The organism is Acinetobacter sp. AS167 (assembly GCF_037152175.1).
Taxonomy (GTDB): Bacteria; Pseudomonadota; Gammaproteobacteria; order Pseudomonadales; family Moraxellaceae; genus Acinetobacter.
In genome coordinates this window covers 548,867-574,464 of record NZ_JBBCMP010000001.1, presented here as the reverse complement: position 1 = coordinate 574,464, position 25,598 = coordinate 548,867, and the positions used below count along the sequence as shown (strand labels likewise).

26 protein-coding genes are annotated in these 25,598 nt (G+C 36.2%); 17 read left to right on the top strand and 9 right to left on the bottom strand.

What is annotated here, in order from left to right:
* The first annotated feature begins 119 nt into the window (after nucleotides 1–119).
* Together WFN33_RS02765 and WFN33_RS02760 are read left to right on the top strand one after the other, a co-directional pair.
* The gene (locus WFN33_RS02765) at nucleotides 120–392 is read left to right on the top strand and encodes an HU family DNA-binding protein (protein ID WP_004720620.1); all 273 of its coding nucleotides are present in this window, start codon (nucleotides 120–122) and stop codon (nucleotides 390–392) included.
* 129 nt (nucleotides 393–521) lie between these two features.
* Entirely contained in the window at nucleotides 522–2,396 is a 1,875-nt protein-coding gene (locus tag WFN33_RS02760) for a SurA N-terminal domain-containing protein (protein ID WP_336951311.1), read from the top strand.
* 115 nt (nucleotides 2,397–2,511) lie between these two features.
* Here WFN33_RS02760 and WFN33_RS02755 read toward each other — a convergent pair whose 3' ends face one another.
* Complete coding sequence (locus WFN33_RS02755) at nucleotides 2,512–3,432, bottom strand: AraC family transcriptional regulator (RefSeq protein ID WP_336951309.1); 921 nt, start codon at nucleotides 3,430–3,432, stop codon at nucleotides 2,512–2,514.
* Nucleotides 3,433–3,623: 191 nt separating this feature from the next.
* Between WFN33_RS02755 and WFN33_RS02750 the strand changes: the two genes are divergently transcribed.
* The 3 genes from WFN33_RS02750 to WFN33_RS02740 all read left to right on the top strand — a co-directional run bounded on the left by WFN33_RS02750 (nucleotide 3,624) and on the right by WFN33_RS02740 (nucleotide 7,290).
* Nucleotides 3,624–4,841 (top strand): alkane 1-monooxygenase, encoded by a 1,218-nt coding sequence (locus WFN33_RS02750; RefSeq protein WP_336951307.1) that lies wholly within the window; start codon nucleotides 3,624–3,626, stop codon nucleotides 4,839–4,841.
* Between the two features lie 250 nt (nucleotides 4,842–5,091).
* Nucleotides 5,092–5,571, top strand: a complete 480-nt coding sequence (locus WFN33_RS02745; RefSeq protein ID WP_336951305.1) for a winged helix-turn-helix transcriptional regulator — start codon at nucleotides 5,092–5,094, stop codon at nucleotides 5,569–5,571.
* Between the two features lie 420 nt (nucleotides 5,572–5,991).
* Nucleotides 5,992–7,290: a reprolysin-like metallopeptidase gene (locus WFN33_RS02740; protein WP_336951303.1), complete on the top strand. Its 1,299-nt coding sequence runs from the start codon at nucleotides 5,992–5,994 to the stop codon at nucleotides 7,288–7,290.
* Nucleotides 7,291–7,378: 88 nt separating this feature from the next.
* On the opposite strand, the gene WFN33_RS02735 is transcribed toward WFN33_RS02740, so the two are convergent.
* The 4 genes from WFN33_RS02735 to tusD form a co-directional block, all read right to left on the bottom strand.
* The gene (locus WFN33_RS02735) at nucleotides 7,379–7,690 is read right to left on the bottom strand and encodes a TusE/DsrC/DsvC family sulfur relay protein (protein WP_004821403.1); all 312 of its coding nucleotides are present in this window, start codon (nucleotides 7,688–7,690) and stop codon (nucleotides 7,379–7,381) included.
* A 101-nt stretch (nucleotides 7,691–7,791) separates the two neighbouring features.
* Entirely contained in the window at nucleotides 7,792–8,076 is a 285-nt protein-coding gene (locus WFN33_RS02730) for a DsrH/TusB family sulfur relay protein (protein WP_239045683.1), read from the bottom strand.
* Nucleotides 8,077–8,096: 20 nt separating this feature from the next.
* A complete protein-coding gene (locus WFN33_RS02725) occupies nucleotides 8,097–8,447 on the bottom strand; it encodes a hypothetical protein (RefSeq protein WP_336951300.1) in 351 nt (116 codons plus the stop codon).
* 43 nt (nucleotides 8,448–8,490) lie between these two features.
* Nucleotides 8,491–8,859 (bottom strand): sulfurtransferase complex subunit TusD, encoded by a 369-nt coding sequence (gene tusD / locus WFN33_RS02720; protein WP_004720599.1) that lies wholly within the window; start codon nucleotides 8,857–8,859, stop codon nucleotides 8,491–8,493.
* Between the two features lie 69 nt (nucleotides 8,860–8,928).
* On the opposite strand from tusD, the gene WFN33_RS02715 reads away from it, so the two are divergent.
* Together WFN33_RS02715 and fumC are read left to right on the top strand one after the other, a co-directional pair.
* Nucleotides 8,929–9,933, top strand: a complete 1,005-nt coding sequence (locus WFN33_RS02715) for an SDR family NAD(P)-dependent oxidoreductase (RefSeq protein ID WP_336951298.1) — start codon at nucleotides 8,929–8,931, stop codon at nucleotides 9,931–9,933.
* Between the two features lie 156 nt (nucleotides 9,934–10,089).
* Nucleotides 10,090–11,484, top strand: a complete 1,395-nt coding sequence (gene fumC / locus WFN33_RS02710; protein WP_336951296.1) for a class II fumarate hydratase — start codon at nucleotides 10,090–10,092, stop codon at nucleotides 11,482–11,484.
* Between the two features lie 159 nt (nucleotides 11,485–11,643).
* Here fumC and WFN33_RS02705 read toward each other — a convergent pair whose 3' ends face one another.
* Nucleotides 11,644–12,567, bottom strand: coding sequence for a metal-dependent hydrolase (locus WFN33_RS02705; protein WP_336951294.1), 924 nt, complete (start codon nucleotides 12,565–12,567; stop codon nucleotides 11,644–11,646).
* 562 nt (nucleotides 12,568–13,129) lie between these two features.
* Between WFN33_RS02705 and cpaA the strand changes: the two genes are divergently transcribed.
* Together cpaA and cpaB are read left to right on the top strand one after the other, a co-directional pair.
* Complete coding sequence (gene cpaA / locus WFN33_RS02700; protein ID WP_336951292.1) at nucleotides 13,130–14,926, top strand: metalloendopeptidase CpaA; 1,797 nt, start codon at nucleotides 13,130–13,132, stop codon at nucleotides 14,924–14,926.
* Nucleotides 14,926–15,624, top strand: a complete 699-nt coding sequence (gene cpaB, locus WFN33_RS02695; protein ID WP_336951290.1) for a metalloprotease secretion chaperone CpaB — start codon at nucleotides 14,926–14,928, stop codon at nucleotides 15,622–15,624. The genes cpaA and cpaB overlap by 1 nt, the downstream gene beginning before the upstream one ends.
* A gap of 127 nt (nucleotides 15,625–15,751) precedes the next feature.
* Here the strand turns inward: cpaB and WFN33_RS02690 are convergent, their stop codons facing one another.
* Nucleotides 15,752–16,432 carry a hydrolase gene (locus WFN33_RS02690; RefSeq protein ID WP_336951288.1) on the bottom strand — a complete coding sequence of 227 codons (681 nt, stop codon included), beginning with the start codon at nucleotides 16,430–16,432 and terminating at the stop codon, nucleotides 15,752–15,754.
* Between the two features lie 129 nt (nucleotides 16,433–16,561).
* On the opposite strand from WFN33_RS02690, the gene WFN33_RS02685 reads away from it, so the two are divergent.
* The 8 genes from WFN33_RS02685 to WFN33_RS02650 all read left to right on the top strand — a co-directional run bounded on the left by WFN33_RS02685 (nucleotide 16,562) and on the right by WFN33_RS02650 (nucleotide 23,515).
* Nucleotides 16,562–17,458 (top strand): LysR substrate-binding domain-containing protein, encoded by an 897-nt coding sequence (locus tag WFN33_RS02685; protein ID WP_336951286.1) that lies wholly within the window; start codon nucleotides 16,562–16,564, stop codon nucleotides 17,456–17,458.
* 200 nt (nucleotides 17,459–17,658) lie between these two features.
* Nucleotides 17,659–18,150, top strand: a complete 492-nt coding sequence (locus WFN33_RS02680) for a hypothetical protein (RefSeq protein WP_336951284.1) — start codon at nucleotides 17,659–17,661, stop codon at nucleotides 18,148–18,150.
* A gap of 695 nt (nucleotides 18,151–18,845) precedes the next feature.
* Complete coding sequence (locus WFN33_RS02675; RefSeq protein WP_336951282.1) at nucleotides 18,846–19,448, top strand: nitroreductase family protein; 603 nt, start codon at nucleotides 18,846–18,848, stop codon at nucleotides 19,446–19,448.
* A gap of 683 nt (nucleotides 19,449–20,131) precedes the next feature.
* Complete coding sequence (locus WFN33_RS02670; RefSeq protein WP_419329124.1) at nucleotides 20,132–20,569, top strand: DUF2946 domain-containing protein; 438 nt, start codon at nucleotides 20,132–20,134, stop codon at nucleotides 20,567–20,569.
* Between the two features lie 90 nt (nucleotides 20,570–20,659).
* On the top strand, nucleotides 20,660–20,869 hold the full coding sequence (locus WFN33_RS02665; RefSeq protein ID WP_336951280.1) for a hypothetical protein: 210 nt from the start codon (nucleotides 20,660–20,662) through the stop codon (nucleotides 20,867–20,869).
* Nucleotides 20,860–22,296 carry a cytochrome ubiquinol oxidase subunit I gene (locus WFN33_RS02660; protein WP_336951278.1) on the top strand — a complete coding sequence of 479 codons (1,437 nt, stop codon included), beginning with the start codon at nucleotides 20,860–20,862 and terminating at the stop codon, nucleotides 22,294–22,296. The genes WFN33_RS02665 and WFN33_RS02660 overlap by 10 nt, the downstream gene beginning before the upstream one ends.
* The gene (gene cydB / locus WFN33_RS02655) at nucleotides 22,296–23,300 is read left to right on the top strand and encodes a cytochrome d ubiquinol oxidase subunit II (protein ID WP_004821432.1); all 1,005 of its coding nucleotides are present in this window, start codon (nucleotides 22,296–22,298) and stop codon (nucleotides 23,298–23,300) included. Before WFN33_RS02660 ends, cydB begins: the two co-directional genes overlap by 1 nt.
* 107 nt (nucleotides 23,301–23,407) lie before the next feature.
* On the top strand, nucleotides 23,408–23,515 hold the full coding sequence (locus WFN33_RS02650) for a hypothetical protein (RefSeq protein ID WP_004720571.1): 108 nt from the start codon (nucleotides 23,408–23,410) through the stop codon (nucleotides 23,513–23,515).
* A gap of 328 nt (nucleotides 23,516–23,843) precedes the next feature.
* Here the strand turns inward: WFN33_RS02650 and WFN33_RS02645 are convergent, their stop codons facing one another.
* Both WFN33_RS02645 and WFN33_RS02640 read right to left on the bottom strand, forming a co-directional pair.
* Nucleotides 23,844–25,082 (bottom strand): type II toxin-antitoxin system HipA family toxin, encoded by a 1,239-nt coding sequence (locus WFN33_RS02645; RefSeq protein ID WP_336951275.1) that lies wholly within the window; start codon nucleotides 25,080–25,082, stop codon nucleotides 23,844–23,846.
* 13 nt (nucleotides 25,083–25,095) lie between these two features.
* Nucleotides 25,096–25,437 (bottom strand): helix-turn-helix transcriptional regulator, encoded by a 342-nt coding sequence (locus WFN33_RS02640; RefSeq protein WP_051065603.1) that lies wholly within the window; start codon nucleotides 25,435–25,437, stop codon nucleotides 25,096–25,098.
* Between the last annotated feature and the right edge of the window lie 161 nt (nucleotides 25,438–25,598).

Sequence of the window (25,598 nt, the reverse complement as noted above, 5' to 3'; positions counted from 1 at the left end):
TTTGTGAAAAGCGGGTTTGGAGTCTTGCGTTTCCCCCCAAAGCATTGCTATAAAGTCGTCATGGCCTTTGATCTACAGCCTTGGAACTTAAACAAACGATATAAGAGGACGTAATCTTCATGAATAAATCAGAATTAATCGATGCGATTGCAGAAAAAGGGGGATTGTCAAAATCCGATGCTGGTAAAGCATTAGATGCGACTATTGCTTCAATTGGTGAAGCGCTTAAAAAAGGCGATACAGTGACTTTAGTCGGCTTTGGCACATTCAGTGTTAAAGACCGTGCTGCTCGTACTGGCCGTAACCCTAAAACTGGTGAAGAGCTTCAGATTAAAGCAAGCAAAGTACCTAGCTTTAAAGCTGGTAAAGGCTTAAAAGACTCAGTAGCTTAATCTGAGCTTATTGAAAGCGCGCCTTCGTGGCGCGTTTTTTATGAAATATATTAAATTATCAGTGATTGCTCGTTCATTCATTTCACAATTTCAGTTAGAATCCTTACGAAATATAATATTGGAATACTCATGGAATCGTTTCGCACTCTCATAAGGGGCTGGTTTGGTAAAGTTCTCCTTGTGTTATTTTTAGCGCCATTTGCTGTGGTTGGTATTGAAGGCTATTTCAGCGGTGGGCAAAAAGCAGACGTAGCTAAAACTGTAAATGGTCAAGATATTTCTAAAAAAGAGTTAGAAACGGTTACAAAAGGCTATACAGATCAATTATTGGCAAATCCTGCTGTTCATGGGGATGAATCATTATTGAATAAAGAATTTATTGAAAATAAAGCACTTGATTATCTGATTAGTCAAAGTCTTTTAAGACAGCAAGCTGATAAATTGGGTGTGACTTTGAGCGATGCTCAAATTGAACAGAAAATTGCGCAAATTCCTGCCTTTCAGGAAAATGGTAAGTTTTCCAATACATTGTATGCAAACTATTTACGTTCACAGGGTTTAACAAGCCAAGCATTTATCCAAAATATTCGCCAAGATTTTGCTTTAAGCATTCTAAGTTCTACAATTTCAGATAATGCATTGATTAGTAAATTAGATATCCAACAAATTGCCAATCTGCAATCTGAACAACGTGAATTATTTTTATCAAGCGTTAAACTTGATGACTATAAAACCAACGTTAATGTGACCAATCAGGAAATTACTGATTATTACAACAAGCATCAAAATAAGTTCAAACAAGTTGCTTCAGTGGATGTGGATTATGTGGTGTTAAGCCCTGCGGCATTGACACAGCCAAATGCTGCAGTGACTGATGCTGAGTTACAACAGGCATATTCACAGTTTACAGAAAAATATAAGCAAGGTTTGAAACGAGATGTTAAACATATCCTGATTACAACTGATTCTCGTACGCCTGAGCAAGCTGCGACACTTGCAAATGAAGTGTATGCAAAAATTCAGGCAGGTATGTCATTTGCTCAAGCTGCTGCGCAATATTCAGAAGATCCTGATTCTAAGGCGAAAGGTGGTGCACTTGCTGCCTATGCGCCAGGTGCCTTTGGTGATGATTTTGATAAAGCTGTGAATTCAACAAGCAATGGTCAAGTCTCTAAGCCTGTTAAAACTCAATTCGGTTATCACTTGATTGAAGTGAATACACCCGTAGATTCAGTACCATCGTTTGATTCAAAAAAAGCTGAATTGACTGCTGAGGTTTTAAAGAATAAATCTGCTAACTATTTCTCTGACACTGTAAATAGTTTAAATGAGCAAGTGGTTAACAGTGATGCATTGGATGTAGTTTCACAAGCAGTTAAGACAGTTCAAATTCAATCTGCGAATAATGTGAATTTAACGACAACCAATCCAGTTCTTGCTGATCCTGCTGTTAAATCTAAATTATTTAATGAAGATGTGAAAAGCGGAAATACGACGGCTTCAAGTAACATCCAAACTGCCAACGGCGATGTGGTATGGGTTAAAGTTCGTAAGTATCACCCAGCAGGTATACAACCTCTAGCGCAAGCAACTGCACGTGTAAAAGCACAATTGATTGAACAAAAAGCGTTCGATGCTGCCCATGCAAAATTAAATGCCATGATTGCGGATTTCAAAAAATTACCAGCTCAAGAAGTTACTGCGAAATACCAATCTAATTTTGTCCATGCGGGAACATTTACGCGTTCACAAGGCCTTAAGCGTGAGATCGAGCGTGTTGCCTTTAGCCAGCCAGTACCTAAAGCAGGCATGTGGTCTGTCAGCACTGCCAAGCTACCAAATGAGTTAGTTGTTGTGGCTGTAGCGAATGTGAAAAAAGTAGACACTGCTCAGATGGATCCAGCTGAAATTCAACAACTTACGCAAATGTATCAGAAGTTCCGTGGTGAACAATTATTAGATGATTATTCGCGTTATTTAAAATCACAAGCAAAAATTAAATAATTGATCTTCTCGGATAAAAAAAGCGCCTCGGCGCTTTTTTTATGTGAAATTAAATATAAAATTAGTACAGGAGCTATATCAGTCAGATCTGATTAGCGTATGTCTTTAATCTTTTTTAGATCTGATTGCGATATTGGCTTGGGCTAAGTTCAAATTGTTTCTTAAACGCCTGGCTAAATGCAGTTTCAGATGAATATCCCACTTGGTGGGCAATCTGTTGAATAGGCAGTTGTCCTTGTTTGATCAACTGACTGGCAAGACGTAAGCGATGCTGTTGCAAATAAGCTAAAGGTGTTTCACCAATAATTTGATTAAATAAGCTGGCAAATTTAGAACGTGACATACAACAAGTTTCAGCTAAGCTTTCTACGGTCCAACTCTGTTCTGGGCGACTGTGGATGGCTGCTAGTGCATTTGAAAGTTCTGGATGTACGAGGGCATTTAACCAGTTATTGTGATCTTGCATTTGCTCAATATAGTCACGCACACACTCAATCATCAAAATACTGACGACATGATCCATAATTTTATTTTTTCCCGCTATAGTTCTACGCGTTTCAGCAGAAACAAAATATAATCCAATTTTAAGCCATTCAGGCGCCTCATCACTCAAGGCATTTTGAATATGCAAATATGGTGGGAGTGCATTGATCAATGGGCGAGCCATGATTGCATTCATATGGCAACGTACAGAGAGGATTAATGTCTTCTCAGAACTTCCTTGACCAAATTCAATTGCGTCTTGTCTTAATCCATCAAAGAGTGATTCTATATTTAGGCTTTTAACCAACTGCGTGTCTAAGTGATTTTTTACAGTATGTGCTAAACCTGCTGGAATTAAAAACATATCACCGGTTTGTAGTGCAACATTCATTTTGGGTGAAAATTCTAAATAAGCATTTCCATACAGAACAATATGCGCGATCACGGCATCTTGTTTTGGGCTCTGAAATGACCAATCACCTTGAGCTTGAAGGTAAATATATTCTGAATGGTTGAGATGAATATCATCAAAAATTTTACTTAAAGCATCCATAGATTCAGTTCAAATTTCCTGTTCTCAAATAATAAAAATGTTTCATGCTATTAAAACATGTGCGCAAAGGACAAACTCTATGTTGAAGATGCCAAAGACTTTTTCATAGGTTTTATGGACGCTTACAACTGTCTTTAAGTTGAATTTTACATAAATATATAACTAAGTAGAAAGATAGGGAAGATATAGCCATGAATGCACCAGTTCAACTGACAGAGCAGCAATTGCAAGAATTAAAACCAAAGTCAGGTTTGGCACTTGATAAAAAGCGTTATCTTTGGATGATTAGCCCATCACTTCCCGTGATTGGGTTAGGAATTTTAGCGGGATATCATGTTGCACCTAAGCCACTGAAAAAAGTTTTTGCATTGGGTGGGCCACTTGTACTGCATGTGATTATTCCAGCCATAGATTCATTGATTGGTAAGGATAAAAACAATCCGACCAGTGAAGATGTAAAATTACTTGAGCAAGATCCGTATTATTCACGTTTGGTCAAATCCTTTATTCCGATCCAATATGTCGCCAATGTTTATGCATGTTATTTGGTTGGACGTAAACAAACATCTCTTTTAGATAAGATTTTGCTTGGTGTCTCAATGGGTGCAATTAATGGTATTGCTATTAACACAGCACATGAGTTAAGCCATAAGCATGACCGTATGGATCATATTTTATCGCATTTAGCATTGGTTCCATCAGGTTATAACCATTTCCGTATCGAACATCCTTATGGACACCATAAACGCGCTGCTACACCTGAAGATCCAGCTTCATCGCAAATGGGTGAAACGCTTTATGAGTTTTTACCACGTACCGTCATTGGTTCATTTAAATCAGCGATTGAAATTGAAACCAATCGTCTTAAACGTAAGGGCCTTGGATTTTGGTCTAAAGATAATGAGTTATTGCAAGGCTGGACAATGACCGCAGCATTCCATTCATCTATGGTTGGGTTATTCGGTAAAGGTATTTTGCCTTATTTGGTAACTCAATCAGCTTATAGTATTACGTTGTTTGAGATCATTAATTATATTGAGCATTATGGTTTGTTGCGCCAAAAAGATGAAAATGGCAAATATGAACGCACAATGCCTGAGCATAGTTGGAACAATAACAACATCGTAACGAATTTATTCTTGTATCAGTTACAACGTCATTCAGACCATCATGCCTTTCCGACACGCCCATTCCAAGCGTTACGTCACTTTGATGAAGCACCTGAATTGCCAAGCGGTTATGCAAGTATGCTGTTGCCAGCGATGATCCCGTCGTGGTGGTTTAAAATCATGGATAAGCGGGTATTTGATCATTACAAGGGTGATTTAAATAAGGCCAGTATTTATCCAAAACGCCGAGCAAACATTTTCAAAAAATTTGGGGTCGTGGACAAATTGTTGAATAAATAAAATTTAATTTTAAGATAAAAGCCCAGAATTGGGCTTTTATTGTTTTTGAGCATTAAAAAATATCCCAGCATTTTAAATGTTGACTAACGCTACTTTTAGTTGTGAGTCATCCTTGTTAAAGCATAAGCACTTATAACTCAATTTCAATGAATGTAAAAAAAATCCCTGAAATACTATCTTTCTTTTTCTGTTTATTTCATAGTATTCATTAATGGTATTTTAAATTTACAAATGTAATTTGGAACTTCGTATGAAATGGGAAGAAATAGGCAATCAACCGTGTTCAATTGCGCGTACATTATCTGTATTGGGTGATCGATGGACCATGCTTATTTTACGTAATGCTTTTATGGGTTTACGTCGTTTTGATGATTTTCAAGAAAATTTAGGTGTGACAAGACATGTATTGTCTGAACGCCTAAAACGTTTGGTTGAGCATGAAATATTGGTTAAAGTGGCTTATGTAGATCGACAAGAGCGTTATGAATATCGCTTAACTGATAAGGGTTTAGATCTATATCCTATTTTATTAACCATGGTGGCATGGGCGGATAAATGGATGGATGAGGGGCTGGGTGCGCCTATGGTGTATCAACATAGCGTCTGTGGACATGAGTTTACTCCGATATTGGTATGTTCAGAATGTCAGCAGGCTGTGAATGCGAGACAGGTGAAGCCAATCGTTACGTCTGCGTTTTTCCAATACTTAGCGCAGAAAAAATTAGCTTGATTGCTATTCCTTAGATGATTTTTAATATTTATCATGAATTAATTTTAGATTAAGTTGTTGGTAAATATCATAAAAATCTAAAAGCAGGTGCACTCATTATCTTAAGTGTTTGTGAGAATGTTTAGATGAAGCGTTGCAAGTAATTTGAACTTTTAATTACTTATATTGTTTTTTGATTTTTGTTAACAAGATATAAAATATGTGATTGTTCAATTTAAAAAAAATATAATTTAAAATAATAAGTAAAAGTATGAAAAACAGTAACTGTAATCCTAGTTTAGAAAATAAGGTTTATTGCTTGATAGCGAATTGAGCGATTTTTTAAACAGATAATTTTGATCAAGTCATTCACTTTTATATACTTATTTAACTGATGCAAAATTTTAATAATTTATAAAATATTTAATATGGAGTAATCGAATGGGAATTGGTTCAAGCCCAACAGTCGGAAGTACCTGTGATACGTGCCTACAGAAGTTTACGATTCATTTTCGAAGATGTGAAGATAACATATATGATGGAAGTTATGGTTTTGATTGGTACAGACCAGAATACTTTAAAAAATTAACCAACTATAGACCGAATGCAACAACAAAATTTGGAAACAAAGTTGCTTTAGTTAGTGGTTCGATACAATCATTAAAAGCGACATATACCCAAGACCAAATTACCAAAATTAGCCCATTTGGCACAGAATATATCCCTGCATGGTTAGCAATGTACCCAAGCTCACAAGAGGATAGCAATAGTTCTAATTCTGTCAATCAAGGGATTAGGCTTAATTTAGAGTTGAGACTATTAGATTCAGAAAATAATTTTTCATTAAAAAATGATGGAACAAAGATTAAGTTTGAAGTTTCAAATCCGAATATTATTATTGAACCAGCAGAGTTCAGTGTCGAAGATTTTATTTACGCCAAAAAAATGACCCGAGATTTAGGCGAAGATACTAAAAGAGAAGAAGAGATTTATTATCTAGCTTCAGAAATAGTGAATATTAAGTGCACAGGTGCTTTGCAAAAACATGAAGAAATCATTGTAACAGCAATAAAAGGAGAGACCCAAGAGAAAGTTGGGAAGCTAATGCTTTATCATAATGCTGTGATTCCTACTATATCAGTTATCTTTGTAGACGTTATAACTGATGGAAAAAAACCAAGCCGTTCACATGATTATGAAAATTTTTTAAAGCATAACTCATTTAACCAAGCTTTAATTAATGTAGAAATAAAAAATGCCCCAACATTTGATTTAAACAAATATCGTAGCAAAGACGATGATGTTAATATATCTTTGAATAAATTAAATATAAATGACACGGGTTATTTTTTAAGTGACTTAACTAAGTTTTATAAAAAATATCAAGATAAAAACTTAGCGACTAAAAATTATGTTTTCGTAACAACTGTAGAAATAAAGAATGCAGTTGGTGCTGGTGGTGACAGCGTTACTTTATTTAACTGTCCTCAAAATATATTTAATCAAGTCGTGGTACATGAATTAGGGCATCGTTTTGGATTAGATCATTTGTTTGAATCACAGAAAATTACAGCCAAAGGATCGAGCTTTCAATTTATACAGGGTACTACAGCTAATTTTTTAGATTATGATCATTCGGATGGCGTAAATTTAAAAAATAAAACTGCAGTCAATCCAAATCAAACACTAAAATATTTTTTTAAATACCAATGGGATTTTCTCAGGAAAAAAGTGAAATAATTATGCTATCGCCAATTTAGATATTTACTCGCTATATTGATGGGTTTGATCTCATATTGAATTAAACGAATCAATTTTTATGCATTGATCACAAACAATTTGCAGGTTTAGGGATACCCGCCAAACGGCTTAAATGGCGGGCAACCAGTCCTGTATTAAACTTATCTTGTAGAACAGCATTATCAATTGCTGGGTTGATCGTTTTCATTAAAAATTTAATCAGTGGACGAGTCGCAGGAGAGTGGCCAAACTGGGTATAAAATTGACGTACTGCATGCAACACTTCAAAATGCCATGGGGTCAGTTGTAGATCTAAACTTTGTGCTAACTCTTGGGCAACCTGTTCATTCCAAATGGTGTAATCTACTAAATGACCATCTTGGTCTAACTCAAAGCTCATAAAACCACCTAAACAAAACAACTGAAACAATATAACTTTTGATCAACAAAACATCAAAGATTGATTTTTAAAAAATCGAAGATAATTGACAACCTAGCCCACTATTTTAAACTGATACAACGGCTAAAGTCTAAAACCAACTGAGCAAATTGTGGGTAAGAAATTGATTTAAAATTTTCAGGAATGGATTCAGATAAAATCTCAGCATCATTTTCAAGAAGATAAAGATTCTGTTTGTTTGTTAAGCGCTGATCTGCTGCAAACAGTACCGCATCACCCATTAAAACAATGTGATCATGAGAACCATACAGTTGATCCAACTGATTCAATATATGGTCTGTATGTATAAAAGAAGATTGAATTAAATAAAGTGTTTTATCTGACATTTGAACTTTCCATCTACAGCTTACCAATACAACACATGATCAAAAGACTGAATAAATTCAGCATTCAGTTCTACAAATTTCAACTCTTGTTGTGATTGAGTAACAAAATTCGAGGATTTATTCATATTTTCTACTAAAACTGGTGTTAAATCATAGAATTCAAAGCTATCGACTAGATTCGAAGCAAGCTTAAATACGTGATTTAATTGGTCAAAAGCCATTTCTGATTTAAGTAGGCTTAATCCAGCGTCTTTAAGTAACACTTTGACTTTACAGCCAAAAGTTGCAAGCACCATGGTTGCTGACAAGCTTTCATGTATCTGCAATGTATTTAAATTTGCTTGAGTTATCACAACGAGCACAGTATTCACACAAATTACCTTTTAAATGCAACACGCTAATGGGATGATCAACTTAGAATTGAATGATACGATCTGTAGATTGAACAGCATCTGCAAGTTCGCCTAAACCCACAAGCTCAAAACCTTTTGCAAGATTATCGGCTGGAATTTGGTGACGTTTGGCATTCTCTTGATCTGTTATCCCCCGCGCTAATGCAGCACTCACACAGACAGGAAGTCGAATTGAGAGTTTTTGCCATTCTACAGATAAATTACGTTGATCGTCAGGAACCCATTGCAAGTTGTTCGCAACTTGTACACCATCTTGATAAAAGAAAACACGAAATTCTTGATCTTCAGCTTGCAGTGCTTGAGCTAAACCCAATGCATGCCATGCATGTATTGAAGTCGGTGCTGCGGTGATTAGTAATAAAGTACTCATTTGATGGCGATTCACTTGGAGAATGGACAGTTTGCAACATTCAAACTTGATAATGATAGGTAGTATACAATGATTTTAGTGACTGGTGGTTTAGGCTTTATAGGCTCGCATGTGGTTTTAAGTTTGCTAGCTCAAGGGCAAGCGGTCGTCATTGTGGATAATCTAGCCAATGCCAATCTGCAATGCTTAGAGCGCTTAGAATTTATTACAGGAATGTATATTCCCTTTGTCAAAATTGATATTCGTAATACTCCCGCTTTAAATAAAGTATTTGAACAATATTCAATAGATACCGTTGTCCATTGTGCCGGATTTAAATCCATTGAAGAGTCAAATTTAAAACCACTTGAATATTATAATGACAATCTCAGTTGTATTATGAGTTTATTACGCGCGATGCAGCGTACCGGTGTCAGAAATTTGGTACATCTTTCTAGCCTTATGGTTTATGCGCAATCAAGTTTAGAGCTGAATGAACAAACCGCATTTAATTATAGTTACCCTAATCCTTATATAAAATCTCAGCAAATGATTGAAGAAATCATTAAAGACACATTCAAAACTGATGAAGAATGGAAAATTGCCATTTTAAGGGTTTCAAATGTCGTCGGTGCATTTGAGCATGGTGTCTTGGGTGAGTTTGTTGCACCACTACCTAAAAATGTTGTTCCTTTGGCTTTACAAGTTGCGGCTCAACAACGTGATCTAATTGAAGTACAACGTAATTCAGAGACTGAGGATAAAACGACTGAGCGTAGCTTTGTGCATGTTCTTGACGTATGTGAAGCAATTAGATCCACTATTCTTTGGCTACATGAGCAGGGTAATGTTTATCAAAGTTTTGATATTGCAGGTCCTGTCTGTTCGATACAAAACCTGATCCACTTGATCGAAGAGGTTACGGCGAGTCAAATCCATCAAATTGATGCGGTGTATAAATTAGATGAACTGGATCAGGTTGCATCTACCAGCCAAAAAGCATTTGAGCTTTTAAAATGGAAAGCACAGCGCTCGCTTAAACAAATGATTGAAGATGAATGGCGTTTTTATCAAAATACTTTAAATAATCGGTAAAAATCCAGAATAGATTATTTTTGTAAATAATTATCATTTACATGTTTAATTGATTTGTTTAGCATAATCGCTTCGCTGAAGCTGGTGTTTTTACGCAGATGTTGTCAAAACAAGCTTTAACTTGAAAATAAGATATGGACGAAGAAGAGGTTGAAAATGCAAACACGTATTGAACATGACACAATGGGCGATGTTGAAGTCCCAAGCGAAGCAATGTGGGGCGCACAAACTCAGCGAAGCGTAGAAAACTTTAAAATTGGTACAGAACATATGCCACGGCCGATGATTCGAGCGATGGGTCTGGTCAAAAAGGCAGCAGCAATAACCAATGCCAGCTTAAATCAAATTCCGCATGATCTGTCACAGTATATTGTCGATGCTGCAGATGAGGTGATTTTAGGGAAATGGGATTCACAATTTCCGTTGGTGGTTTGGCAAACAGGTTCCGGTACGCAAAGTAACATGAACTGTAATGAAGTCATTGCCAATATTGCCAATCAAAAGTTGGGTAATCCATTAGGTTCACAAAAGCCTGTGCATCCGAATGATCATGTCAATCGCGCACAATCTACGAATGATTCATTTCCAACAGCGATTCATGTGGCTGCTGCAGTTCAAATCAATGAGTTGCTTATTCCAGCAGTAAAACGCTTACGAGATACTTTAAATCGCAAATCAGAAGAGTTTGACGATATTGTTAAGATTGGTCGTACTCATTTACAGGATGCAACACCACTTACATTAGGACAGGAATTCAGTGGTTATGTATCACAACTGGATCATGGACTAAAACGTTTACAACAGGCTTTGGTGTGGCTCTATGAGTTACCACTTGGTGGCACAGCTGTTGGTACAGGTTTAAATGCGCATCCTGAATATGCAGACAAAGCTGCAGAAGAATTAGCCAAACTTACGGGGTTACCATTTATTAGTAATCCCAATAAGTTTGAAGCTCTTGCTGGTCGTGATGCTGCTGTATTTGCTTCTGGCTCATTGAAAACCTTAGCTGCAAGTTTAAATAAAATTGCCAATGATATACGCTGGTTAGCAAGTGGACCACGTTGTGGTTTGGGTGAGTTACGTATTCCTGAGAATGAACCAGGTTCAAGCATCATGCCTGGTAAAGTCAACCCAACCCAATGTGAAGCAATGACAATGGTGGTTGCGCAAGTCATGGGGAATGATACAACGATTAATTTTGCTGGTGCAGCGGGGAATTTTGAACTGAATGTTTATATGCCTGTGATTGCATATAATCTTGTTCAGTCGATTCAATTGCTTGGTGATGCGTGTAATAGTTTTGATGAACACTGCGCCGTAGGTATTGAACCAAATCGTGAAAAAATTGATTATTTCTTACATAATTCATTAATGTTGGTAACAGCATTGAATCCTGTGATTGGTTATGAAAATGCGGCTAAAGTTGCTAAAACTGCTTATAAAGAAGATAAGACTTTAAAAGAAGTTGCGATAGAACTTGGTTTTGTTACAGTTGAACAGTTTGATGAAGTGGTACAACCTGAAAAAATGGTACGTCCAAACACGAAATAATGAGCTGTAAACGACTATACTTTTGATGATTCATTTAGAAAGCATCAGTCGTCTAAAAAAGCACCTTAAGGTGCTTTTTTAGACTTTGGAGGAGTTATAAGACTTACATTAACCATGTTTCTCGCTAACTTTATGGTCGCTCTATTTTGTTATGAGCCTCTAATTGAGCGCCGTTTTCTCAAAATATTGAACAGCAGGTGAACGTGACATATAAGCTAAAGCCTGCTCAGTATCACCTTCATGAATTGGGTTAAACTTTGGAGATGTCCAACGTAGAGTGGCTTTCCATAAATATTTAATGGTTGGTAGGTGATCTGTTTTCGTTGCAGTTTTTTCAAACTCTCGAATAAAAGAAAAGAACCCACGGCGCATTAATTTTTGAATGTGTTGATGTTCAGTATCTTGTTGTCCAAGACTGCGAGCAAAATCAACAAGGAAATAAATAAAGAGTGGAAAAATTCCCATCATGATGAGTTGTCTGGAAACATAAAAACCTAATTTTTGTTGTAACAAATGCTCAAACAAATCATAAGCGACACAACGATGTTCTACTTCTTCAGCGAGATGCCAGCGGAATAAATCAGCCATGGCTGGATCTGCTTTATCCCAAGATTTGCTATCCAGCGTCCATTGCCCAATCGTACCTGTAAAATGCTCGATCGCTGCAATGACACCTACACGAAAGATTAACCAATATTCGTCAAATTTCTTTACTTTTAAAAGTGGAATTCCTAATGGTTTGTCACCTAATAAAATGTTGAAAACAAGATGGGCACGATTTAATGGTTCTTGTATGTCATAGCCATTTTCTCTTAAAAAATCTTGTACTTTTTCATGTGCGCGTGCATGTGCCGCTTCTTGACGGACAAAGCCAATAACCTCTTGTTTTAATTTTTTATCTGTAATATGTGGAAGGGTTTTATTAAATACTCTACAGAACCAAAATTCACCGGCAGGCAAAAGCATATTGATACCATTGGCGATATGTGAACATAATGGATCATCTGGCATCCAACATACAGAAGACTCAGAAAAATCGAAATATACTTTTCTTGCTTTAATTTGATGACTTTCCGTGATCATTGTGGTTATCCAACATGAAACTGTTAAACGATTAAAAGTTTTTACCATTTAGAATAATTTGCGACCATATCCTTTAGGGACACTTTTTTTTATGATTTTTATTCTTTTGAGTAGGAAATATTAATTTAAGGGTTTAATTTTATATTTTAAATCATTGATATTGTTATTTTTTAACTTGTAAATCTAGAAAGTTAAGATGTGATAATTAATGTGGATGAAATGATATAAAATAATTTTAATGGGTTGAATCAGCTATAAAAATATCAAATTTCTATCTTTTAACACTGAGATTTAAACACATTGATTATTCAATAAAAAGAATGATAGTTCACGAATTATTGATTGATTTATATTGATGATTTTACTAAATTTTATTTTTAAATCACTGCATTTTTTTGGATGTTATTTTTAATTTTTTTATATATATCAAATATTTGAAATTTTATAGCGCTTGGGGTTGTTATTGGTTTTATAGATTTTATTAACAATTTTTAATTTTATTTTTCAATAAAAATTAATTTATAGTATCAGCTCAACTTTATAATATTGACTCAGGTATAATATGAATAAAATAAAAGTTATTACAGTCTTCATTACAAGTGGCATGGTCACTTTTGCCATAGCCGCAACCACACTATCACCCAACCAGAATAACCAGAGTGGGAATATCCCAACAGGCTATGATGAGCTGATATTTAGTGTATCCAATGGCAATTGGGTGAAGAATATTGCCTTACCCAATGTAGCAAAAGATGGTGCATTAATTACAATTCAATCAACGGCGGGTTATGATAGTGATATTGATTTAACGAATATAAATATTGAAAAAAAAGGGGTCCTCACTTTAAAATCTGGAAATAGTTATCGTTTTAAATTTAGTAATGGAAAATGGGAGTTTTATGCAACAGAAACTGCCAGCTTTAATCCTGAAAAAAATGGCTATACCATTCCAGTATTTCAACAATCACAGGCTCAATATGTTGTAAGTGATGCTGCTTGGATTGATACAATCAATTTGCCGCAGTCAGCTCAGAATGGCCAGATTCTTGTGGTTAAGTCTAATGCACTTAAAGCTTCAAAAATTAATGCAGCGAATGCTTTGTTTCCAAGTACACTGGTACTCAATAAAAATGACACTTATATTTTTCAATACAATCAAGAACTGGGTAAATGGGTACCACTGTCTGTTCCAACACGTATAGTAAACGTTGTAAACGGTAATACTACTGTATTAAACACAGCTTTGCAGAATTTAACTGCACCTAAGACCGAAATTCGTTTTGGAGATGGAGCATGGGTTCCTTCATTGGAACTACCAAAAATTGCTAACGACCGTGATCGTATCATTGTTAGCTCAAGTGCGAGTTGGCAGTCCGTAATTGAAAATGAAAATACCAATACCACAGCGACGCTAAAACTCAACAAAGGCGATCGTTACGAGTTCATTTATATTGCAGATAAATCGTATTGGGTGTTGGCTTCGGCTCCTAAAACCGTATTAACTGCAAACGCCGCTGCACAGGGTTTTACATTTAAAACCCCTGTCGTTGAAATAACCGCTGATAATGCACAATGGGCACCTGTTGTAAACTTGCCAGTGGCTCAGTCGGGTGACAAGGTCATCTTATCGAATTCTGCGGATACAGCGTTTACTGTTTCAGGTGGCAACATTAGTGCAAGTTTGAAAAAAGGCGATAAAATCCGTTTAGTATTTAACAATGGTGTTTGGAACATCGATAGTTATCAAATTGATTTACTACTTGTGAATAGCCCGGTAGTCAATGAAAAACTCGGTGCAACAGCTGCAAAAATTCAAGCCCGTGAAGCACTTAGATTAACCAATCAAGCGCTTGAAAACTCGCAAGCAAAAGCCTACTACAAAGAAGTTGGATACTTGGATTATCGAATCCCTGGAACGACACTCGGTGATGCGATTAATTTAGGACGTTCAGATGCCACCGTACAAGCGGAAAGAACCAGAACAGGTGCTGATGCGATATATACCATTACAGATCATTCAGGTTGCGGTTTAGCTTATATAAATAGCACACCGAGCAAGTACAACATGATCGGATCACATAACTATGGTTGTGGTATCACCGCAATGCGGCATGAGTTAGGGCATAACATGGGGCTAGGACATAGTTTTGATCGAACCACAGGTTATAACTGGGGATTTGGTCATCCTTTAGGCAGCACTATTATGGGGGGAAATCAAATTGGCTTATATTCAAGCCCCGATATCTATAGCCCTGAATATGGTGTGCGTTTAGGTGAAACTGACAAATTTGATGGCTTGAGAAAAATTAATGAGAATGTTGAAGCTATTTCAAAATTTTTAGTGGCAGTTAATCCATAATGAATAAACGGATGTATCTCATTATTTTCGTTGTTTTAACTGTTCTGGTGGTTTCTTTGTTGGCTTGGTTCATCTCAGGTCAAGAGGATACCGCTGAAACGATGACGTCTAACAAATCTGATCAAATTGATCAAGTGAATTCACCGAAGCTAAATGCAAATCTAAGTGAAACACAAGTATTGCAACGTATAAAAGACAGCCATGCTCGCCGTAAACTTGTATCGCTAGATAAGGACAAATTACGTGCAGGAATTTTCAATCAACAAATGTTCTATTTGAGTACTGTGGATACGGTGTCTATGTATAATCCTATTCCTTTGACAGATGCACAAAAAAAAGATGGGCGAATATTTCTAAGGAATGATCTATATACCTTAGAGGCGAAGAATGTTGGTGATCAAATAGTGTTTAATGTGCCGGGCTATGGTTTAAACAGACAGGCCGTTATAGAACGTATAGAGGTTGATCCAGATGAAGATATTATCAGTTGGTCAGGCTCACTAGAAGGAGGAGATCAAAATAGTGAGAAGTTTCATATTACTCAAACGATTAAAGATAATTTTACCATGGGTACGATTACAGCAGATGATAAAACCTATGCCATTTTGATGAAAAATGGCTATGGATGGGTCAATGACGTTGCCAATGAATCTGCTGCGCTTGAGGCAGCGGAAAAGGAGATGGATCATGTACATTAATTTTTAATTTAAAGATATGATTTATTCTCTAAACTTGAAGTAGTAACAAAATGAAAGTAGCAATTATTGCGTCATAGCGCAGATTTAGACACCTCGAAAGGTGTCTAAAATCATCATTTATTTAAAATTATTTACGTACCGAATCAAGTACTTCTTTGTTTGTTACAACTTCTTGTGCTTTTGAATAACTTTCAATCAGTAATTGATAAGCAGGGAAGATTTGAGTGTACACTTGAGCCCATTCAGCAGCATCTTCGCGGTTCCAAGTTTGTTGAATTTCTGAAGCAACCGCCGCTGTATCCATCGGTACCGCACCTGCTTGAACCACACGCGCTAAGGTAATTTCTTGTGCCATTTTGCTATACGTACCTGATGCATCAACCACAACAAAAACTTTATAGCCATCAGCAATTGCACTGATTGCAGGAAATGCCATACATACACTGGTAATCGTACCCGCAATAATCAAGGTCTTCTTACCCGTTGCTTTAACAGCGTCAACGAACTCTTGATTATGCCAAGCATTAATTTCACCTTTACGTGCGACATATTGCGCATGAGGGGCATTAGCATGAATTTCAGGAATGAGAGGGCCATTGGGTCCTTGAGGAACTGAGGCTGTAGTAATGACAGGAATGTTTGATAAGGACGCTATTTTAGCTAAAGCTGCTGCGCGTTGGCGTAGCTCAGGCATGGGCATATCGCCAACGGTTTGAAATAAACCACTTTGATGATCAATCAATAGCATAACGGAATCATTTACGTCAATCACTGGTGCTAGACCATTAAAATTTGCTGGAGTAGACATTCTTATATCCTCTTAAGTGAGCAATGATTTGCTGTGTTTAATACTATCAGTAGGACAGATGTTGTATTATTCTATTTATATGACACTTTGTCCTGTAGAGAGAACATTTGTGATGTGTAAGGGCAAAATATGAAAGACTTAAATGACCTGTATTATTTTACAAAAGTTATTGAATATGGCGGATTTTCAGCCGCTAGTAATAAATTGGGTGTAACTAAATCATTATTAAGTCGAAGGGTTGCTGAATTAGAAAATCGTTTAGGAGTAAAGCTTCTCAATCGAACCACGAAAAGAATTTCTATTACAGAAGTTGGGAAAATTTATTTACAACATTGTAAAGCCATGCTTGTGGAAGCAGAGTCAGCTGAGGAAGCGATTGCAATATTACGTTCAGAGCCAACTGGAAGTGTAAAAATTTCTTGCCCTACAAATTTATTGCATATTAATGTCAGTAAAATGCTGAATAAGTTTTTAGTACTTTATCCTAAAGTAAAATTGCATGTGGAAGCGACAAATAGAAAGGTAGATTTGTTTAATGAACGTTATGACGTTGCAATTCGCATCAGACCATTACCTTTAAAAAGCAGTGATTTGATTGTCCGTAACCTATCAGTTTCAAAACAATTTATTGTTGCTAGTCCTCATTTGTTGAATCAGCATTATTCGATTAAAGCACCAGAAGAATTAAAAAGATTACCCATTTTAATGATGGAGTCATTGTCATTTGAATATCATTGGGATCTTTATAATTCTAACAATGAATTATATGTGGTTAAGGATGAACCTAGACTAACCACTACTGATTTAAGTGCATTGCATTTAGCGACTTTAGATGGGTTGGGAATTGCAAAATTACCTGAATTAATTATTGCTGAAGACTTAAAAGCGGGCAGACTGGTTAAAGTGATTCCTGAGTGGGAACCCATGCCAGAGCTAATTCATTTGGCCTATACTTCTAGAAGAGGTCTATTACCATCGGTAAAAGCTTTAATCGAGTTTTTGGTCGGTGAGTTTGATAATGTTTAGTTATTTATAAGAATCAGTTTATTCACCCGTCACAATCCTTGATCGTCAACAGATGAATACGGCAATTGGCATTGAATAAACTGCCATAATTGTTAGAATGCATTTCTTTCACTGTTTTCATGTTATTTTCATTTTGCATCTACGCTGCAAGATGATCAATAACGTTATAATAAAACAGTATTTTAATTAAGGATTTTTTAATGTTATCAATTTATTTAACAGATGTTCAGGAAAATGTGCATTTTAAAGATTACCCTGGTGAGCACCCTGTTAAATTTATTTTAAATTTCAAAAAGATTTTTCCAAGTGTAATGGAAATTTTACTTCCAGTACTTCCTGATGATGAAGACTTGGATAAAATGACTTGGGAATCCACAACTGAAGATTTTGAGATCTTTAAGAAACTCCTTACAGGTTGGGGTGTGATTGAGTTACGTTTACAAGCGATTAGCCAATATAAGAATAAAAACTTTGCAGATCAATTGCTTAAAAAAGCTCAAGCCAAACGTAAAGAATTTGCAAAAAAACAGCAACAATTGTCCACAGTTGAACTGGATTATTTATTTATGCATGAAACGCATGCATTGATTGATGCTGAATTGGTTGAGTTAGGTGAAAAATTTTATTTACCTACTTTGCGAGATATTTGGAAAAATACTGTACCAGCAAAAGTCCTGAATGCTAATTTTTAATCAAAAATGGCATTCGGTTGAAATGATCAGATTCAAGTATAAAAGGTAGTTTTAAACTGCCTTTTATTTTTTATTCATCTGTTGAAATTTTTTAAATTGTAGGCCCAAGCGTATAAAACATAAAAAATAGAATAAATATTGAACTGATGATACTTAATATATTTAAAACTTTCATTTTTTAACCAATTGCGATATCTAAATTTTGAGTGGAACGATTTTTAATTTTTAGATTTTATTTAGCATTTGTTTAAGCATGATGACAATGATTTAAATGAGTTCACTCGTTTATCAAGTCTGCATGATTTAATTTTAAATGTTGGTGCTTCTATTCAATCATCTTTTTTACGCGGTTGTACGATAAAACTTCTGATTGTGGCTAAAATTATCTCAGTCTTCGTTATGAAAGTCGAAAATAGATTCGCTATTATCCTTCATGCTTTACGATGTATACATCTCATGCTCAATTTTAACCTACAACGCAAGCCAGTTATGAAATGTCAACAGCCCCTTATATTTCTCCTAATTCACTTTTGCTTAGAAACATATGACAAAAGTAGATATTTCTATCAAGTTTTTTTATGTTGTAATACTTTTGATTTTAATCAAATCATACTTGTTATGATTTTTTAAAATATCTTGATAATCTTTTTTAAAGTATAGGATTTCCCCGGGGATATATCCAAGGATATTCAGCAATGTCGAATAATTTTTTAGATTTAATTCATAAACGCCGTACAATTTATGCGATTGGACGTAATGTTAATCAATCTCCTGAGCATCTTACTGATTTGATTCAGCAAGCGATCAAGCAAAGCCCATCTTCTTTTAACTCACAATCATCTCGTGCAGTGATCTTATTTAATGCTGAACATGAGAAGTTCTGGAACTTTGTAAAAGTTCAACTCAAAGCCTATGCCAAAGATGAAGCGAGTGCCTTAAAAACAGAAACTAAAATAGACAGTTTTATCGCAGGCTTTGGTACCGTTCTTTTCTTTGAAGATTTAGACGTGATCCAAAATTTACAAGAAAAGTTTCCTGCTTATGCAGAAAACTTTCCGATTTGGGCTGAACACTCTACAGCAATCGCACAATTTTCAACGTGGACAGCCTTAAATAGTGACGGTATTGGTGCATCCTTACAGCACTATAATCCAATTGTCGATGAACAAGTTCATGCGGAATGGGATATACCTAAAACTTGGAAACTTCGTGCACAGTTGGTATTTGGTTCAATTGAAGCGGCGGCGGCTGAAAAGGCCTATATCGATGATGCTGTGCGTTTTAAAGTGTTTAAATAATTTTTTATTCCCCTAGCTCTTGGCTTGCACAGCCAAGAAGCTTTGGTATTGAAAAGGGTAAAATCAATTTGCTTGCATAGATAAACATGTATCATTAAAATTGGTTTAACAGTTTTACTTGATGTTAATTTCAGAAAGCTCCTAAAGGATAAAATAGCGTGCGACCTGAATTTCCTGTTAAAATATTTTAATCTTCATTTAAAAAAACTTACATTTAGACAGCTCAAAACCGCTTATAAGAAACGGATTAATCTATTGATTCGATTATACAAAGCCTTAACTTATATCAAAGTTCTTTTGCAGGCTATTTCAAGAAAAATCAGAATTACCCCCATTAAAATATCCTTACCAATTTAGTCGTCGCATATGAGATTTTCAATTGAATCTAGATTGAAAACTAGATCAGTGCTATTTACTCCTTAAAAGCTTCGACGAAGATGGATGCTTTTTTAAGTTTCATTGATCATTGCTATATAACAAACAAATCATTAAAAAAGAAAACGATTTCCAAAAAAGTGCTAAAGAGGCTTTGATTTAAAATTTAAATGTACTATAGTAAAGCTAGAAAAGTTGAGTAATATGCTTGGTTTTTATGCAGTTGATTCTTTATTTCAAGTTAAAGATCTACAGTTAAAAGCAAACTTATACTTTTTTTCTATCTCTCTCAATATGAGCAATCAATTGTGTTAAGAAGCAGTGGTCTGTTGCTGGCATTTGCAACAGTATTTTTACAGCTTGCGGTTTTTTTACAGCCGTTATTACCTGAGCAGTATCAAATTGCTCCGGTCTGTGAAGACATCACTCAAGCTTTATTGCGACCAACACATGCACATATTCATCATGGGCAAGAATCTAGTTTTATTCATCACTATTTACATTTAGATCAAGCCCAGCAAGCAAGCAGCTCAAGTCATGATCATCATGACATCAACCACCAATGCCAGTATTGTGTGGTATATGGCAATTTAGTGATGCCACCAGAAATTGGCGTAAAAGAAATCCTAGTACGTATTCAAGTACGTTTAATGGCCTATGTTGAAAACTTTCAGCATGTCTATTTTCAATTACAACGCCTGTTTCTGATTCCTCAAGGGCGAGCCCCACCTGTAGTCTTTGCATAACACATTCACCGATCCAAAGCTTTAGCTTCTTTAAATGAAAGCTTTAAAGCCATGCGGTCGTATTTCGAATTTATTGTGTAGAGAATGATCATGATTTTTCAAAATTTCCTCGATTTACAGGAAAGCAGCCTTTGCATGCTATTTTTAGCATTGTTTAAAAATACAGCAAAAAGAAAACAACAGATTGTACTGAATGTTCAGGCGTATGCTGAGTTTGTAAAACAAAAAATGTTTATCAATGTATTCAAAATTCAATCTTTACCAACTTTACCAATGAATAAGGTGATGTCATGGATCTAGGATTAACTGCTTTAGAATTGGCACGTATTCAGTTTGCTTTTACTGTTTCTTTTCATATTATTTTTCCTTCAATTTCTATCGGACTTGCAAGCTTTTTAGCTGTGCTTGAATGGCGCTGGCTAAAAACTCAAAACCCTGTTTACCAAGATTTATTTAAATTTTGGGTGAAAATTTTTGCTGTCGCTTTTGGTATGGGCGTGGTTTCTGGTGTGGTGATGAGTTATCAGTTTGGAACAAACTGGAGTGAATTTTCACGTGTTGCAGGCTCTGTGACAGGCCCATTATTGGCTTATGAGGTATTGAGTGCATTTTTCTTAGAAGCTGGTTTCCTGGGCATTATGCTGTTTGGTTGGGGGCGGGTAGGTCCTCGAGCGCATTTCTTTGCAACTGCTATGGTGGCAATTGGTACTTGTATTTCAATGTTCTGGATTTTATCTTCAAACAGTTGGATGCAAACACCACAAGGCTTTAGCATCGAAAATGGAATTATCGTACCGCAAGATTGGTTTGCAATTGTGTTTAACCCCTCATTTCCTTATCGTTTAGCCCATATGGCTGCTGCAGCATTCCTTGTTTCAGCCTTACTGGTGGCTGCAACTGCTGCTTGGCATTTATTGAAAGGACGCCGTGACACGCTAATCAAAAAATCGTTCTCAATGGCATTGTGGATGATTTTGGTCCTTGCACCATTACAGGTTCTCATCGGTGATAATCACGGTTTAAATACCTTAAAACATCAGCCTGCTAAACTTGCAGCGATTGAAGGGCATTGGGAAACCAACAAAGGTGAGGGCATGCCGCTATATCTGTTTGGTATTCCAGATATGCAAGCAGAAGAAACCAAATATGCTATTGGTATTCCAAATCTTGGTAGCTTAATCATGACCCATACGCTGGATGGTGAGGTAAAAGGCTTAAAAGAGTTTGCCCCTGAAGATCGTCCTAATTCTACCGTGGTGTTCTGGAGCTTTAGAATCATGGTTGGAATGGGCATGTTGATGATTCTCCTCGCCGTGATGGCATTGTTTCTACGCAAAGGTGGCAAGCTTTATGAAAATAAATGGTTACATCGTTTTGCTTTTGCTATGGGACCATCAGGATTTATTGCCTTGCTTGCAGGTTGGTTTACCACAGAGGTTGGTCGTCAACCGTGGGTGGTATATGGAGTGATGCGAACCAAAGATGCTTTATCTCCTGTTTCTGCGGAACAAGTCGGCCTCACTTTAATTATTTTCGTTGTGGTGTATTGCATCGTATTTGGCATCGGCATTTACTATATGTTGAAATTGATGCACAAAGGTCCACAATTTATCTACGCCACACCAGAAAGTGTAGCGCATAGTGAAGAAGCGGTTATTTTGGCCTCTAAACGTCCATTGACGAGTGTTGAAGATAGCGTTGATTCCAATGAACAGGAGCGTAAATAATGATTGATTTATCTCTGATTTGGATTGTCATTATCGCCATTGGTGTATTCATCTATGTAGTACTAGATGGTTTTGATTTAGGTATTGGGATTTTATTTCCCTTTGTTAAAGATCAACACGAACGTGATGTGATGATGAACACTGTTGCACCTGTTTGGGATGGTAATGAAACCTGGATGGTACTCGGTGGTGCAGCGTTATATGCGGCATTTCCAATGGTATATGCGACTGTATTATCCGCGTTATATATGCCAGTTATCCTTATGGTGATTGCTTTAATTTTCCGTGGTGTGGCTTTTGAGTTTCGTTTTAAAGCCAATCGAACCAAGCATTTATGGGACAAAGCATTTATTGGTGGATCAATTCTTGCCAGCTTTTTCCAAGGGATGATTCTTGGCGCATATATCCAAGGGATCAAAGTTGAAAACCATATGTATGCAGGTGGTGGTTTAGACTGGTTATCGCCGTTTACTGTGTTTACAGGTATTGGTGTTGTTGTACTTTACGCAGCACTCGGTTGTGGATGGTTAATTTTTAAAACTGAACTTGATTTACAAGATCGTATGTATCAGTTGATGCCTAAATTAATCGTTGCGTTGTTTGTCATCTTTGGCGCAGTCAGTATTTATACCCCGATGGCACATCCTGAAATTGCAGCACGCTGGTTTAGCCAACCACAATTGATGTATTTTAGTCCTGTACCAATATTGGTGGTGCTGTTTACTTTCCTAGTACTTCGCGCATGTAAAAAGCGTTATGAACTGAGTCCATTCCTTTATACCTTGGCTTTGGTTTTCCTTGCTTATACTGGGTTTATCATCAGTTTGTGGCCTTATGTGATTCCGCCATCAGTGACTATCTGGGAAGCTGCCGCGCCACAGAGCAGTCAATTGTTTGCTTTAATTGGTGCATTGATTTTAATTCCAATTATTTTGATCTATACCGGGCTTTCGTATTGGGTGTTTCGAGACAAAGTTCGAATTGGTGATGAAGGGTATCACTAAGGTTAAACGTAGCATGTTTAGTCTTTTGGCTTGAGTGAAAAATAGCCTAAGCAAGATTAAACATGCAACATGGTAAAAATTTAAAGGTTTAAATGAGGTAAGCAAGTATGAAACTATCTCAAACGCAATGGTTTGTCGTGTTATGGCTAGGTGGATTTCTAACATTGGCGCTTATTGCTGGTTTTTTTAGAATGTTAATTCAATTAGCCTACTAAGGTTTTACTGAATAAAAAAATGAGGAACTATGTTCCTCATTTTTTGTTTTTCATTAACTATTGAGATAATAGACTGAAATAAAAATATAAACCGCAGTAAAGGCAACAGTGACAATAATCGTAAAATAATAAAATAGCCTAAGCACAATTATAGGAATGCAATCGGATATTATCTTTTATAATGACATAAAAAGTACTTTATCTAATTTAAACTGGATTTTATGTCATGTTTGGATTATTTTCTGGCAAAGGTTGATGACTAAACTCCGGCACACCCTAGCCAATGATTTTCATGATGCATAGTATAAATGGCTGGCATTGTTGAACTTTAGTTTTTGAGGATATCTAGATAGAAATAGGATTCTAATTGGCGAATTTCTGTAGGCTTAAGACCCGCATCTAACAGGTATTTTCCTCTATTTTCGAGAACATCACGGACATCCTTAATACATTCTCTAGCTTGATCCAGGTTTAGTCCAAAGGCATTGCTACGACTGATAAGATTGTCATAGCTTCCAAACCGCCCATCATTGCCTAAAACCAGAGCATGTTCATTTGGAAATGAGCTTGGCATACCATGAGGTAAAACATCAAAAAGCGGGCTTAAAGCATAATGTTGCTTTTTCATGTCATACATTAAAAAACCATGATTTTTTAAATGATCGTCAGTATTGCTAATCATGACATTCAGCACCATACGCTTATAGAGTTCTTTTTGATTGCTGATAGCATCAAAACAAATCTGACTACAGACTTTGGCAATACTCATATAGGACATTTTAGGATCTCCTATACGAATTTTCTGAATATTGAGCAAACTATTGGCACTTATATAGTGTTTTTTACGTTCAGGGCAGTTTCGATCAAAGCGTTCAACTAAGAGAATAGGGCGGCCCGCACATTCTGTTAGTTCGGCATTACATGTATTGAGCCCCATGTCTCGTGCCATATTCAGCGAAGCATATTCAACTTTACAGGTATCAAACAAATCATCACTTTTATTAAATTTAGCAATCCATTCTTTATTTTTATACATCACAAGGGTTTTGGGTCTGGCTCCGCCCATTGAAGCCCCGTTATATAACAGCTTATTTAATTCGAGTTGCTCAAGTTTCATCTCAAACGGATCTCGTTTTTTTTCGATAAGTTCAGTAATTTGTATGAAGGTTTCTAATTCTGCATATTGGATGATATTTGAATTGTTTTTTATATGCGATTTAGACAAGCTTCCAACAATACAGCCGACTGAATTTCCTTGTGAAGCGAGTAACCATTCCAATTGATTTAATGGTGTTCTACGGTGTAAGGCATTGGTTAAGCGTTTACCCCAATTGTCTGGTGTTGCATCTGCAAGTACACCAAAACCATCTTTAGAAATAGTTTCATATGGTTTGTTATCAGACTGAAAGCTTAGATTAAGTGGATCTAAAGGGAAGGCATCTGCACGTTGTAAGTATGATTGACCATAAAGAAAGCGATAAATCGGCTTTTCATAAGAATAGTGTGCAGCAATTGTTGGCTGGGAGCCTGTATCTATGAAAACATAACATCCTTTAACTTCATCCATGTTCATTTACCTATCAGAAATCATCACTAATCACAGACTGTTTTTTTAATCTTGCACGTACTGAACTATTACGATTTTCGAGTGCCAAGCCAACTTCATCCAACTCAGGATTCGCAAGTGAGCCTAGGGTATGTTCAAGGCCAAAGATTACTAAAACTGAAATCACATTTTTTAGGCTGGTACTTGGATCACCTTTTTCCATACGTGAGATTGTTCGGTTATCTACATGAATGCGATTGGCCAAATCATGAATGGTCATATTACGTCGAAGTCGGGCTTTTTTGATATTCGTCCCAATTTGAGTCAACATGTCTTCCACACCATCAAGCATAAAATTATGCGCCGAAGTTCTCATAGCAATATCATCCAAAACATGACATAAAATGTATATTATCATGGTTAAGGTGGATTTTATGTCTTATTTTTATAATTTGAATTCAATTAATGAAATGTCGAATGGAATAGATAAGTGGCTTAATTTCACCTACTAGAATGAAGAAAATCATCAAAAATCGG